The organism is Nocardia sp. NPDC058244, from assembly GCF_042882065.1.
In the GTDB taxonomy this organism is placed as follows: domain Bacteria; phylum Actinomycetota; class Actinomycetes; order Mycobacteriales; family Mycobacteriaceae; genus Nocardia.
Genome location: NZ_JBHVWX010000003.1, coordinates 322,162 through 335,298, shown reverse-complemented (window position 1 = coordinate 335,298; position 13,137 = coordinate 322,162). Strand labels below are relative to the sequence as shown.

10 protein-coding genes and 1 pseudogene are annotated in these 13,137 nt (G+C 71.4%); 5 read left to right on the top strand and 6 right to left on the bottom strand.

Annotation, left to right across the window (positions count from 1 at the left end):
• Nucleotides 1-149 precede the first annotated feature (149 nt).
• Nucleotides 150-764 (bottom strand): annotated as a pseudogene (locus ACFVW6_RS11245) (carbonic anhydrase); the annotation flags it as partial.
• A 179-nt stretch (nucleotides 765-943) separates the two neighbouring features.
• Here ACFVW6_RS11245 and ACFVW6_RS11240 point away from each other — a divergent pair.
• From ACFVW6_RS11240 to ACFVW6_RS11220, 5 genes are all read left to right on the top strand, one after another.
• Complete coding sequence (locus tag ACFVW6_RS11240) at nucleotides 944-1,588, top strand: fasciclin domain-containing protein (protein ID WP_357348993.1); 645 nt, start codon at nucleotides 944-946, stop codon at nucleotides 1,586-1,588.
• Between the two features lie 122 nt (nucleotides 1,589-1,710).
• On the top strand, nucleotides 1,711-2,358 hold the full coding sequence (gene sigK / locus ACFVW6_RS11235) for an ECF RNA polymerase sigma factor SigK (protein ID WP_378831392.1): 648 nt from the start codon (nucleotides 1,711-1,713) through the stop codon (nucleotides 2,356-2,358).
• A complete protein-coding gene (locus tag ACFVW6_RS11230) occupies nucleotides 2,355-3,089 on the top strand; it encodes an anti-sigma factor domain-containing protein (RefSeq protein ID WP_378831389.1) in 735 nt (244 codons plus the stop codon). The genes sigK and ACFVW6_RS11230 overlap by 4 nt, the downstream gene beginning before the upstream one ends.
• 49 nt (nucleotides 3,090-3,138) lie before the next feature.
• Nucleotides 3,139-4,680 (top strand): molybdopterin-dependent oxidoreductase, encoded by a 1,542-nt coding sequence (locus tag ACFVW6_RS11225; RefSeq protein WP_378831387.1) that lies wholly within the window; start codon nucleotides 3,139-3,141, stop codon nucleotides 4,678-4,680.
• A 128-nt stretch (nucleotides 4,681-4,808) separates the two neighbouring features.
• The gene (locus tag ACFVW6_RS11220; RefSeq protein WP_365014493.1) at nucleotides 4,809-5,384 is read left to right on the top strand and encodes a hypothetical protein; all 576 of its coding nucleotides are present in this window, start codon (nucleotides 4,809-4,811) and stop codon (nucleotides 5,382-5,384) included.
• Nucleotides 5,385-5,406: 22 nt separating this feature from the next.
• Here the strand turns inward: ACFVW6_RS11220 and ACFVW6_RS11215 are convergent, their stop codons facing one another.
• The 5 genes from ACFVW6_RS11215 to ACFVW6_RS11195 all read right to left on the bottom strand — a co-directional run bounded on the left by ACFVW6_RS11215 (nucleotide 5,407) and on the right by ACFVW6_RS11195 (nucleotide 13,086).
• The gene (locus tag ACFVW6_RS11215) at nucleotides 5,407-6,702 is read right to left on the bottom strand and encodes a class I SAM-dependent methyltransferase (protein ID WP_378831383.1); all 1,296 of its coding nucleotides are present in this window, start codon (nucleotides 6,700-6,702) and stop codon (nucleotides 5,407-5,409) included.
• A gap of 54 nt (nucleotides 6,703-6,756) precedes the next feature.
• The gene (locus ACFVW6_RS11210) at nucleotides 6,757-8,070 is read right to left on the bottom strand and encodes a DUF1254 domain-containing protein (protein ID WP_378831381.1); all 1,314 of its coding nucleotides are present in this window, start codon (nucleotides 8,068-8,070) and stop codon (nucleotides 6,757-6,759) included.
• Nucleotides 8,071-8,175: 105 nt separating this feature from the next.
• Nucleotides 8,176-8,913 carry a VOC family protein gene (locus tag ACFVW6_RS11205; protein WP_378831379.1) on the bottom strand — a complete coding sequence of 246 codons (738 nt, stop codon included), beginning with the start codon at nucleotides 8,911-8,913 and terminating at the stop codon, nucleotides 8,176-8,178.
• A 34-nt stretch (nucleotides 8,914-8,947) separates the two neighbouring features.
• A complete protein-coding gene (locus ACFVW6_RS11200) occupies nucleotides 8,948-11,989 on the bottom strand; it encodes a protein kinase (RefSeq protein WP_378831376.1) in 3,042 nt (1,013 codons plus the stop codon).
• Nucleotides 11,990-12,096: 107 nt separating this feature from the next.
• Entirely contained in the window at nucleotides 12,097-13,086 is a 990-nt protein-coding gene (locus tag ACFVW6_RS11195; protein ID WP_378831374.1) for an alpha/beta hydrolase, read from the bottom strand.
• Between the last annotated feature and the right edge of the window lie 51 nt (nucleotides 13,087-13,137).

Sequence of the window (13,137 nt, the reverse complement as noted above, 5' to 3'; positions counted from 1 at the left end):
GACCACCGTGGCCGCCGCCCCCACTGCCCGCCGGGCGGCCGCCACCGCCCTTTCAGTAGGCGAGCCGGCTTCCGCCGTCCGGGGCGCTGTTGCTCGCCTCGACCAGCGCGTCCACAACCGCCCCCACGTCCGGCAGCCAGGGCGAGGCACTCGCCGATATCGCCGATGACGCTGCGCAACTGGGCGCGCCCGTCGGCGAGGTTGTAGGTCACACAGGCGATGGCCAGCGCGCCGGCCTCGACGCGCTCGGAGATCGTCGACGACCGTTGCATGAGCAGGCGCGCGGTCTCCTCGACGTGGCGGGCTTCCAGCTCGTCGACGTTGGTCAGGCCCTCCCGGCGCCCGAGCAGGATCGACGGCGTGACACGTTCGACAACGCTGCGGATGAACCCACCGGGCACCGTCCCGTTGTCGAGGGCGTCGATGGTGGCGGCGACCGCGCCGCAGGAGTCGTGGCCGAGGACGACGATCAGCGGCACCTGCAGCACCCCGACGCCGTACTCGATCGAACCGAGCACCGAGCTGTCCACCACGTGACCGGCGGTGCGCACGACGAACATGTCCCCGAGCCCGCGGTCGAAGATGATCTCGGCGGCGACCCGCGAGTCACCACACCCGAACAGGATCGCCGAGGGCTGCTGGCCACCGGCCAGCTTGGCGCGATCGGCGGCACCCTGGCTGGGATGCTGCAGGGTATCGGTGACGAAACGGTCGTTTCCATCACGCAGGGACTTCCACGCGGCTACAGGATTCGAATGGGGCATAAGACCCATACTGCACGAATCGCGCACCGCGGGGGGATGGGCCCCGCTCACCTCGGCACCCGCCGCGGGTCGGGATCCGGATTCCGACCAGAGCCATCCGGCCGGGTGGGCTGGCCGAACTCCGTTGCACCACTCCAGCGCGGCAGCTCGCCGCCCTCCCGGAAGCGACGGAAACCACCATGCGATCCCTGCGCAGCACACTCCTGGCGGCAGCACTCCTCGGCTCGGTGCTGGGCGCCGCCGCCTGTTCCGACGACGATTCGACCACCTCGTCGGCGACCTCGTCCGCACCGATGACCACCACCTCCGCCGCGACCGGCGCCGACGCGTCGGGCCTGGTCGGCCCCGGCTGCGCCGAGTATGCCGCCCAGGTCCCGACCGGCCCTGGCTCGGTGAGCGGCATGGCCCAGGACCCGGTGGCCGTCGCCGCGTCCAACAACCCGATGCTCACCACCCTCGTCGCGGCGGTGTCGGGGAAGCTCAACCCGCAGGTCAACCTGGTCGACACCCTCAACGGCGGCCAGTTCACCGTCTTCGCGCCCGTCGACTCCGCCTTCGCGAAGGTCGATCCGGCCACCGTCGAAGCGCTGAAGACCGATTCGGCCACGCTCACCCAGATCCTGACCTACCACGTGGTGCCGGGTCAGCTGTCGCCGTCGCAGGTCACGGGCACCCACAAGACCGTCGAGGGCGCCGACGTCACGGTGACCGGTTCCGGTGACAACCTGCAGGTCGACGGCGCGTCCGTGATCTGCGGCGGCGTGCGCACGGCGAACGCGACGGTCTACCTGATCGACAGCGTGCTCCTGCCACCCGCGGCGTGAGGTCGACGATGGTCACGCCGCCGAGGGCCGTAGAGTCACGAGAGAAAGTCTTCGGTGGCGCCCATCCGTACCGCGGGGCTGGCCGAAGTCCCTCTCATGCTGACGCACGCAGGGACCACACGATGACGAACCGTCCGGGCTCCTCGCCGATCCGGCTGCGCGTGGTCGCCGACCCGGCGCCCGCCTGCCCGGCGCCGACCCGGACCGACCACGCGGTGCAAGCGCGCCTGGTGACGCTGCTCGGCGAGATCGCGTCCGGGGACCGGACGGCCTTCGCCGAGTTCTACCGGGCCACCAGCCCGCGGGTGTTCGGGCTCGCGCTGCGGGTGGTGCGCAACCACGGCGCCGCCGAGGACATCGCGCAGGAGGTGTTCCTGCAGGCCTGGTCGCTGGCGGGCGAGTACGACGCGGGCAAGGCCAGCCCGATCGGCTGGTTGATGATGCTGACCCACCGCCGCGCGGTCGACCGGGTCCGCGCCGAACACTCCGCGACCAGCCGTGACCTGGTGTTCGGGCACACCCACCTCGGCCGTGACCACGACATCGTGGCCGAGGAGGTCACCCAGCGGCTCGACGAGCAGTCGGTCCAGGACTGTCTCGCGACGATGACCGACCTGCAGCGTGAGGCGGTGGCGCTGGCCTACTACAGCGGGCGCACCTACGCCGAGGTCTCCGAGACCCTGGACGTGCCGTTGCCGACGGTGAAGAGCCGGATCAGGGACGGCTTGAAACGACTCGAAAACTGTTTGACCGGAGGGAATTCCCGATGAGCGAGACAGATCGGCGGACCCCTCGGCCGTGGCTCGACGACCCCTATCCCTACGCCCTCGACGCGCTCGATCCCCGCCAGCGGCGCGCCGTCGACGACGAACTCGCCGCGGCGGATCCCGAGCGCGCGGCGGCGTTCCTCGACGCCGTGCACCGCATCCGGGAGACCATGGCCGCGTTGACCGTGTCCGACTCGGTGCCGCCGCCCGCCCGGCTGGAATCCGCGCTGCTGCGGGCACTGGACCGACTCGATCCGCAGGTGCGTCCGCTCGCCCGGCGGGACCCACTCGGCAGGCGCTGGCGGTTGCGCTGGCTCACCGCCGCAGCGGCCGCGGTCGTCGCGGTCGGCGTCGGCGCCGGGGTGGCGGTCGTGCTCGACCGCGCGAACGACGACACCGGCGCGATCACCGCGCAGCAGGTCCTCGACGAGCCGGACAGCCGGGAGTCGTCGGTCGCGATCACCGGCGGCGGCGAGATGACGGTGCATCAATCCACGGCACTGGGCGCCGCGGCGGTGTCGTTCCACGACATGCCCGCACTGCCCGCCGACCGCGCCTACCAGCTGTGGCGCGTGCCCGCGGGTGGTGCGCCCCGCTCGGTAGCGGTCATGGACGGGCCCGCCGCGGTGGTGACCGCCGTCGACACCGCCGACACCCTCGCGGTGACGGTCGAACCCGCCGGTGGATCGGCCGGTCCGACCACCCCGGCGATCGTCAGCATGACCGTCGGCTGACCCGCACACGGCGGGCCGCGCCGGCACTCGACCCCTCAGGAGTGACAGCATGGTCCGCCGTATCGCGCCCTCCCCATGGCCACCGGGGCGCATCGCCGCCGCGTCGGCGGCGATGGCCGCCGCCGCGACGGTGATCGGGGTCGGGCATCTCGTCGCCGTGTTCGTCGATCCGGCCGCCTCCCCGTTCTTCGTCCTCGGGGACACCGTCGTCGACCACACGCCGAAGTGGTTGAAAGACAGCGCTATCCGCTGGTTCGGCACGAACGACAAACTGGCGCTGGCGATCACGATGGTCGCGGTGATGGCGGCCGCCGCCGCGCTGATCGGGCTGCTCGCCCGTCGCAGTCCGGCGGCCGGTGCCGCGGTCCTGGGGGCGCTGGGGGTGGCTGTCGCCGTGCTCGCGGTGCGCCGGCCGGGCGCGGGTCCGGACTTCGCGCTGCCCGCGCTGGCGGGAACCGGCGCGGGAATCGCCGCGCTGTGTGTGCTGTTCGTCGTTCCGGCCGCTCGGCGGCCCGGTGACGGGCTCACCCGGCGTGGCTTCCTGCTGGCCGTCGCTGGGGTGACCGCCGGGGCGATCGCGGCGGGTGCCGCCGGCCGGGTCATCGGTGCCCGGTTGCGCGATATCGGTGCCGACCGTGCGGCTTTCGTGCCACCACGCGTCGCCGATCCGGCACCGCCGGTCCTGCCCGAGACGGACCTTCCGGTGCCCGGTCTGACCCGGTTCGTCACGCCGACCGCGGAGTTCTATCGCATCGATACGGCGTTGCAGCTGCCGTCGCTGACCCGCGCGCAGTGGCGGCTGCGCGTCCACGGGATGGTGGACCGGGAGATCGTGCTGGACTTCGACACCCTGAGCGCTCGCCGCGCCGTCGAGTCCCTGATCACGCTGACCTGTGTGTCGAACGAAGTCGGCGGCACGCTCGCCGGGACCGCCACCTGGACCGGCTATCGCCTCGCCGACCTGCTGGCGGAGGCGGGGCCCGCGCCCGGCGCCGACATGATCCTGTCGCGCAGCGTGGACGGTTTCACCGCCGGAACCCCGCTGGCCGCGGTCCTCGGCAACCCGGACGCACTGCTGGCGGTGGCCATGAACGGCGCGGCGCTGCCCGTCGCGCACGGCTATCCGGTGCGGATGATCGTGCCCGGTCTCTACGGTTACGTCTCGGCCACCAAATGGGTCGTCGACCTGGAACTCACCCGGTTCGACCTGGCCCGCGCGTATTGGACCGAGCGCGGCTGGTCGGAACGCGCACCCATCAAGACCGCGTCGCGGATCGATGTCCCCGCCGCGTTCGCGACCCTCGCCGCCGGGCCGGTGACGGTGGCCGGAGTCGCCTGGGCGCAGGGACGCGGGATCACCGCCGTCGACGTGCAGGTGGACGACGGGCCGTGGCAGCCCGCCGCCCTCGCCACGGCCTACTCCCTCGACACCTGGCGCCAGTGGACCTGGACGTGGGCGGCCACGCCGGGAACCCACACGCTGCGTGTCCGCGCCGTCGACGGCGCCGGCATCGTCCAGACCGAGGCCCGCACCACCCCGTTCCCCGACGGCGCCACCGGCAGGCACACCCGGGTGGTGACCGTCCGCTGAGCACGCGAGTCCACGATCTCCACCCATCTCCCGACGGGCGCGGCGCGAACTCCCTCCGCACCGCGGTCACATCCGGTCCGAGGGTGTGCCCGCGCACCCGTCGGACCACGGACCCATCAGGAGGAACTGTGAACAGTGAGCTGGGCGAAGTAGTCGTGGCGAGCACCGTCCGGGACGGCGACAACGAGATCGGCGTGGAGATCGCCGATCCGCGGCAGGACACCATGACGCAGGACTGGCACTGCACCTATCGCGTCGCGGGCACGCGCACCCATCGCGTCCGCGGCCCGGACCGGTTGGCGGCCGTCTACGCGGCGCTGATCGATATCCCCGGTGCGACAGCCCGATTCGGCTCCACCGACCTCGTGGCCGACCCGCATCGGCGGCGCGACCCCGTGGCAGGCCGGCCGCGTGGCGGCACCTCCGGGGCGACCGCCCGCGAGTTCGGTCCGCCGCTGGGGGCACGTGCCGTCGACACCGCCACCGGACCGGTGGTGATCGTGCTCGGTCGCCCCCGTCGGGACCCGTCCAGCCCGCACACCTGCCTGTGCCCGTTCCGCATCGACGATCGCACCGAGGTCTTCGGACAGGGATTCGACGACCTGCACGCCGTGCTGGCCGCGATCCGTGGGGCGAGCGCCATCCTGGGCATTCCGCGTGACTGGCCCGCGGGGGCGCAGGCCCGGACGACCCGGAGCGGATGAAGCGCGGCAGCGGGATGCGGGATTACCCCGTCTCCTGTTCCCAGAGCCGTCGGGTCGGGGGCATGGCGGCCTCGCCCCTCGCTTCCGCGACGACGCCGAGGACCTGGTGGATACCGAGTCCGCCGTCCTCGAAGCCCAGCGCGGAGGCGGCCATATAGAGCCGCCAGACGCGTGCTCGTCCCTCGCCGACGAGGGAAACCGCCTGCTCCCAACCATTTTCGAGATTCGCGACCCACTGGCGCAGGGTGCGCGCGTAGTGCTCGCGCAAGGACTCGACGTCGCGAACCTCGAATCCGGCGCGCTCCATGGCCAGGACGACCTCGCCCACGTCGAGGAGTTCGCCGTCCGGGAAGACATAGCGCCCGATGAAGGAGCGGTTCCGCATGGTGGAGCCACCCGGCGAGGAGATGGCGTGGTTGAGCAACCGGCCGCGCGGGTGCAGCAGAGCGCGCAGGGTGTCGAAGTACTCGGCGGCGCGCCGGGAGCCGACGTGTTCGAACATGCCGATCGAGGAGATGGCGTCGAATTCCTCGCCACGCAGGTCCCGATAGTCGGCGAGCCGGATCTCGACACTGCCGGACAGCCCCGCCTCGGCGACTCGCCTGCGGGCGAGCTCGACCTGAGCGCCGCTGATCGTGACGCCCACGACCCGCGCCCCGTAGGTGGAGGCCGCGTGCATCGCCATCGATCCCCACCCGCATCCCACGTCGAGCAGGCGCATCCCCGGCTGCTCGGCCAACCCCAGCTTGCGGCAGACCAGGTCGTGTTTGGCGCGCTGGGCCTGCGCCAGCGAGCCGTCCTCGCCCGGGACGAACCGCGCGCACGAGTAGGTCATGCTCGGGCCGAGCACCAACCGGTAGAAGTCGTTGCCGACGTCGTAGTGATGGCTGATCGCCGCCGCGTCGCGCCGTCTGGTGTGCAACGCGCCGCGCCGCGGCCGCGCCTCCTCCGGCGGTGGGGACGGGCGGCGGCCGAGCGCGCCGAGCCGCCGCGCCGCGCCGATCGCCCGCCAGGCCGCGCCGATGCCGAGGCGGGCGTCGTTCGGTGCGGTGGACTGGAGGGCGCGCAACATCGTGAAGATGTCGCCGTCGAGATCCACTGTGCCGGAGACGAAAGCGCGCGCCAGGCCGAGTTCGCCGGGCGCCCAGATCAGGTGCCGCAGCGCCACCTCGGAGCGCACGCGCAGGGTGCCGGGGCTCGTGCCCTCGGGCTGGATCGCGCTGCCGTCCCAGAACGCGAGTCCCACCGCGGGGTGTGGACCCAGGGTGGCGTGCAGCAGGGGTTCGAACGCGGCGGCGACCGTGGTCTGGTTACCCATCCGACAACTATGGCCCGCGTCGCCCCGCGGGGACGGCAGCGACGCGGGCGGCGGTCAGTCCCGGCGCCGCTGTACCGGTGGTGGGGCCCACGTCCCGTCGAGGGCTTCGGCGCGCGGCGCGTAGAGACGCATGGTGATACCCAGTGGCCCGCTGGACGCGGGCAGCCAGTTCGCTTCCCGGTCGGGTCCCGGGTTCTTCCGGGAGACGTGGATGTCGAGTGAGCCATCCGGGTTGTACTGCAAGGGATCTCGGTCGCCGATGGCGAAGCGATCGAGTTCGTTGGGGATCTGGAACCCTTCGGCGTCGTACATGGTGATCGACCAGAACGCCGCCGCGGGCGGCAGTTTCCCCGCGTCGAAGTGGATCAGGTAGTCGTTGTCGCCGACGAGCGGATCGCCGTCGGCGTCGGTCGCCAGCAGCGGGTAGATCGCGTCTTCGGGCGGGTTGGCGCCCAGGCCCGCCAGCGTGATGGCGGACCGGGTGAAGTAGTTGTTGCCGTAGACGCCGATCGTGCCCAGCACACTGACCCACCCGTTGACCGGCTGGGCGAGTTCCATCGGCGCCGCCAGCACCGCGGCGCGCGCGGCGGTGACGCCCGCATCGATCGCGGCGCGGTCCGCGGCGGAGAAGCGGGACGCGTCGAAGTCCCGGCCGGGCACGATGCCCAGCAGCGCGATGCGCGCGAGCTGGGAGAAATCGGTGCTGTGCGGCGGGTCGACCTTCAACGCCGTGGCGGCCCGCTCGAAGAACTCCGTGGCCGACATCGCGTTGACCTGCCGCAGCGGCTCGGTCTCGGTGACCAGGGTGGGGTCCGGCTGAAACGGTGCCGGGTCGCCCAGTTCGGTGATCCGCAGGCCGTCCTGGAACTCGCGCACCGCCGCGTAGTCGGCGGGCCCGTTGGTCTGGGTGCGGCCGATCATCCAGGCGTGCGGCGTCGGGGAGTGGATCACCGGGACACCGGCAGGTAGCTCTCCGCCGTACCCGGGCCCCACGACGACGAAGTCCTGTTCGGCGGTGCCGGTGGTCCGCTTGCCGGGGTTGGCGAAGACATCGGTCCAGGCGTCCAGGATCGGCAGCATGTAGAACCGGTCGCCGCTGTCGGGAACGTGGACGCGGACCGGGCCGCGGGTCAGATCCAGCCAGGCCGAGGAGTACAGCGTGTCGAAATTCGGCCGCACGACCGCGCGAAAATCGACATCTGGGAAGGAGCGCATGTGGTGGAATTGGTTCGGCGGTCCGAAACCCGGGGTGGAGTCCGCCGGGGCGTTCGTCTGCTGCTGGCGGGTGACGTCCATCGTCACCAGCGAGTACAGGTAGACATACGCCTCGTAGCTCAGTGTTTGCAGATCACTGGACAACACGCTCATGACGCCTCCATCGTGGATCGCGATCCAGCCGGGACGAGCCTCTTTTCGAACGTAACAGGGGGGAGTCACGACCCCATCACAGGGCGTTTGCCGGATCGCGGGACGTCACGCCGGGGTGAGCACGCAGAACTCGTTGCCCTCCGGATCGGCCAGGACCGTCCACGGCACGTCACCCTGGCCGATATCGAGGTCGGTGGCGCCCAGCGTCCGCAGGCGGTCCACCTCCGCGGCGTGGTCGTCGCCGGGATAGGGCCGCAGGTCGAGGTGGAGGCGGTTGCGGACGGTCTTCGGCTCCGGCTTGCGGAGGAACTCCAGGTAGGGGCCGATGCCCGCGGCGGACCGCAGCGTCGCGAAGTCGTCGGACACCTCGTGCACGGTCCAGTCCATCGCCTCGCCCCAGAATCCGGCCATGGCCCGCGGATCGCCGCAGTCGACGACCACCGCGGCGATCGGCCCGGTGTCGCGGTAGACCGGTCGCGGCTCGAGCACGCAGAACTCGTTGCCCTCCGGGTCGGCGAGAACCGTCCAGGGCACGTCGCCCTGGCCCACGTCCGCGGGCGTCGCACCGAGCGCGCGCAGCCGCGCGACCAGCTCCGCCTGCTCGGTGCCGGAGCCGGTGGCGAGGTCGATGTGCACGCGGTTCTGCGTCGTCTCGGGTGCCGGATCGATCACGATGTCGAGACAGACCGCGGCGGGATCGGGATAGACGAAGCCGACGGGCTCGAGATTGGCCACCCCCGGCGCCTCGCTGTCCATCCGCCAGCCGAGCGCCGCCGCCCAGAATCCGCCGAGCGCGACGTCATCGCGAGCTTTCAGATGGATCTGGACCAGCCGCGTCGCCATGGGACCCGAGTCTAGGGTCGGCGTCACGCCGCGGCTATTCGTGCCGCCGCGATGTCGGAGCGGTGGCGCGCTCGCCGAGCGCGTACTCGACCGCGGCGTCGAAGGTCATCGCCGCGCCCCGGCGCAGGCTCGTCTCGAATACCCGCGAGCTCAGCGCGTCCCGGCAGGCGAGCTCGCAGTCCGTGCGGTGGCGCAGGAGCGCGGGGAAGACGAACGGGGAGCTGCCGGTGACACCGGCCAGCGAGTCCGCCGCTCCCATCAGCACTGTCGCGCGCCGGTGCCGGTCGCGCTCGGCGGTGATCCACGCCAGCTCTTCCACGCAGGCGGCGGCGACCAAGGGGTCCGGCACCTGCCGGGCCGCTCGAATGCCCTTCTCCAACAGGTCCACCGCGCGGTAGGTCGCCGCTGCGCGCCAGGCGACATACCCCGCCGCCGCCAATGCCCACGAGCGGAGCATCGTTTCGCCCGCGGCCTCGGTGGTGGTGAGCACCTGGTCGAAGCAGTCGGTCGCCCTGGCCGCGTCACCGAGCAGGACACACGACCACCCCAGCGAGATCAGCACGTCCAATCGCATGCTGAGTTCGCCCAGTGCGGTGTAGATCGCGAGGGCGCCGGTCAGCAGCTCGTCGGCGCGCGCCGGATCGGCGTCGGCGGTCATGAGCACGGCGCTGCCCTCGGCGTGCGCGTGCAAGGCGCCGACCAGCGGGTCGGTGGACCGCTCGGCCAGCTGCCGGAGCTGGGCGAGTCTGTCGGTGGCTTCGGTGAAGTCGCGTTGCAACACCGCCATCGCCACGGCGGCGTGCAGCGCCTCGGCCTGTTCGATGAGCGGCGCACCGGTCGACGGGGTGGCCAGCGCCCGGGCAGACCAGCGGCGGCCTTCGCTGAGGCGTCCCCGCATCATCCAGAAGGGATACAGGGCGTTGGTCATCCGGACCGCGGTCTCGTTCGCCTCGGCGACGGCGGATTCCAGCGCGGTGCGCACATTGGGCAGTTCGCGCTCGAGCCGGGCGACCCATGTGAGCTGGTGCGGGCCGATCCACTCCGTCTCCGCGCGCAGCACCAGGTCGAGAGCCCACTCACGGTGTCGCCGTGACCATTCCGCGTACTCACCGCTGTCCTGGGCCCGCTGCCTGCCGTACTCCCCGACGGTCTCCAGCATCCGGAACCGCACCGTGGCACCGAGGTCTTCGCGGATCACGATCGACTTGTCGACCAACCCGGAGACCGCGTCGAGCATGTCCGCGGCGGCCGGATCGTCGCCACAGAGCCGGGCCGCGGCGTCGAGCTCGAAGCCACCGGCGAACACCGACAACCGGCGCCACCAGCGCTGCTCGTCCGGCGTGCACAGGTCGTAGCTCCAGCCGATGCACCAGCGCAGGGTCTGCTGGCGCAGCGGGGCACCACGGCGGCCGCGCGTCAACAGGCCGTAGCGATCGTCGAGCCGGGACAGGATCTGCTCCGGCGACAGGGTCCGGAGCCGGGCCGCGGCGAGTTCGATCGCCAGCGGGAGCCCGTCGAGGCGGGCACAGATCCGGGTCACGCAGGCCCGGTTGCTCTCGGCGATGCCGAATCCTGGCACCGCCGCGGCGGCTCGTTCGGCGAACAACGCCAGGGCGCTGTCCCCGGCGGTGCTCGGCGTCGCGAGCGCCGGGTCGGGAATCGTGAGTGGTGGCACCGCGAGCACCGCTTCGCCGCCGAGGTCGAGCGCTTCGCGGCTGGTCGCCAGGATCCGCAGGTGCGGGCAGGCGCCGAGCAGGGTTTCGGTCAGCGACGTGACGGCGTCGATCACCTGCTCGCAGTTGTCCAGCACCAGCAGCAGACGACGGGCGGACAGATAGCCCGCCAGCACGTCGACGGTCGGTCCGGCCCCTCGGCCCCGCAGCCCGAGAGCGCCGGCGACCACGTCGACCAGCAGGGCCGGATCGCGCACCTCACCCAGCTCCACCAGCCACACGCCGTCCGCGAAATCTCCCATCACCTCATGCGCGACATGGAGGGCGAGCCGTGACTTCCCGACTCCGCCGATCCCGGTGAGCGTCACTAGCGACGACCGCGCCAGCAGCTGCGTGACCTCGGCCAGCTCGGTCCGGCGACCGACGAAACTGGTCAGCTCGATCGGCAGGTTCCCGCCGTCACGAGCCGCCGCGGGCTCGGGTGGCCCGGTCGGCGCGGATCCGGGTTCGGACCGCACGGGCAGCCGGTCGACCGGGAAGCCGTGCCCGCGCTGCGCCTCGCGGAGCCGCTCGCCCATCGTCGCGGCGTCGGGCCGATCGGCGGGATCCCGCGCCATCGCGTCCTCGATGACGGCGCACACGTCGTCGGGAAAACCGCTGCCGCGCAGCGGGGGAGCTGGTTGCTCGGTGATCCGCAGGAATTGCGCGACCAGCTGTTCCCCGCTGCGCCGCTCGAAGGCCGCGTGCCCGGTCAGCACGCAGAACAGGGTGGCCCCCAGGCTGTAGACATCGGCGGCCCGGCTGGGTGCGTCCCCGGTGAGGACCTCGGGAGCGGTGAAGGCCGGGGAACCGGTGATGACCCCGGTCGTTGTCTCGAATCCGCCGGTCATGTGGGCGATGCCGAAATCGGTCAGCGCGGGTTCGTCGTAGTCGGTGAGCAGGATGTTCGCCGGTTTGATGTCGCGGTGCAGAATGCCGGTGCGATGGGCCGTCTCGAGCGCGCCCGCGAGTTTCACGCCGAGATGGAGCACGTCCTGGAGCGGGAGCGGGCCGTCGCGGTGCAGGCACTGCTGGATCGAGCCGCGCTCGTAGTACGGCATGACCAGATACGGGTGACCGTGCTCGGTGGTGCCGACCACCAGCAGGGACACGATGTTCGGATGTCCGGTCAGCTGTCCCATCGCCTGCTGTTCACGCAGGAACCGGTCGTGATTGTCGTCGAGCTCCTCGGTGATCACCTTCACCGCCACCGTGCGCTCGACACCGACCTGCCTGCACCGGTAGACCGCGCCGAACCCGCCCCGCCCGATCTCCTCGGCGTCCGCGAAACCGGCAGTGCTCAGCTCCGTGATGACATCGAACCCGGCATCACGCTGTGTTCGGGACGGATCGCTGTCGGCCATCGGCTACTCGGATCTACCAGGGACAGAGTCAGGATATCCCGGTGGTGGACTGTGCCGTCGGCGAACGTCAGCCGACGGCACAGCCGATCATGGCGACGCCGTCCGGGTCAGCGCTCCAGCGCGCGCCGGATGTACTCCGTCCGGGTCGACGACGCGGCCTGCGCGATGGCCGCGGTCGGGACGTTGTCGAAGCCATGGAAGCCACCGCCCCACAGGTGCAGGTCGACGCTCACCCCGGCCTGGCTCAGGTTCGTCGCGTAGTCGATCGCCTCGTCGCGGAACAGTTCGGCGGAGCCGACGTCGATGAACGTGCGGGGCAGGCCGGACAGGTCCTTCGCGCGCGCGGGTGCCGCGTAGTACGAGACGTCTTCGGTGCCGCGTCGTTCGCCGAGCAGGGCGGTCCAGCCGTAGAGGTTGCCGTTGCGGTCCCAGGTCCCGTCGTCGTCGAGCATCGTCGAGCTGTGGGTCTGGAACCGGTCGTCGAGCATCGGGCAGACCAGCACCTGGTGGGTCACCTGGGGACAGCCCTTGTCGCGGGCCATGAGGGTGGCGCCCGCGGCCAGGCCGCCACCGGCGCTGGTGCCGGTCACGACGATGTGCGACGGGTCGATGCGCAGGCGCTCGGCGTTGTCGGCGCACCAGCGCAGGCCGTCGTAGCAGTCGGTGACCGGAACGGGATCGGGGTATTCGGGTGCGAGCCGGTAGTCGATCGACGCGAGCACAGCGCGTCCCTCGGCCACGTGCGCGATGTGGTCGCCCAGGCTCAGATGGCGCCCGCCGGCGACCATCCCGCCGCCGTGGATGTAGTAGATCAGCGGCCACGGGCCCTGTCCCTCGGTGGGACTGAGCACGGTGAGGGCGAGTTCGGCCGCACCGGTGGTGATGGTGAGCTCCTCGACCCGGACCCGGCCACCGACGGTCAGATCGATGGGATCCTGCCCGGGTATCGCCCCCTTGGTAATCGATCGCATCAGCTCGAGCGTGTCGTCGCCGAGCGCGGGCATCGCGGACCGGATCGCGACGAGGCCGGGGATCAATTCGGGATCGTAGGGTGGCCGCACCGTGGTAGGTCCGAACGAGAATGGGTTCTGAGTCATGAACGCCTCCTTCGGCATTCAGTGAACCGGTTCTGTGTGGTGCGCTACAGC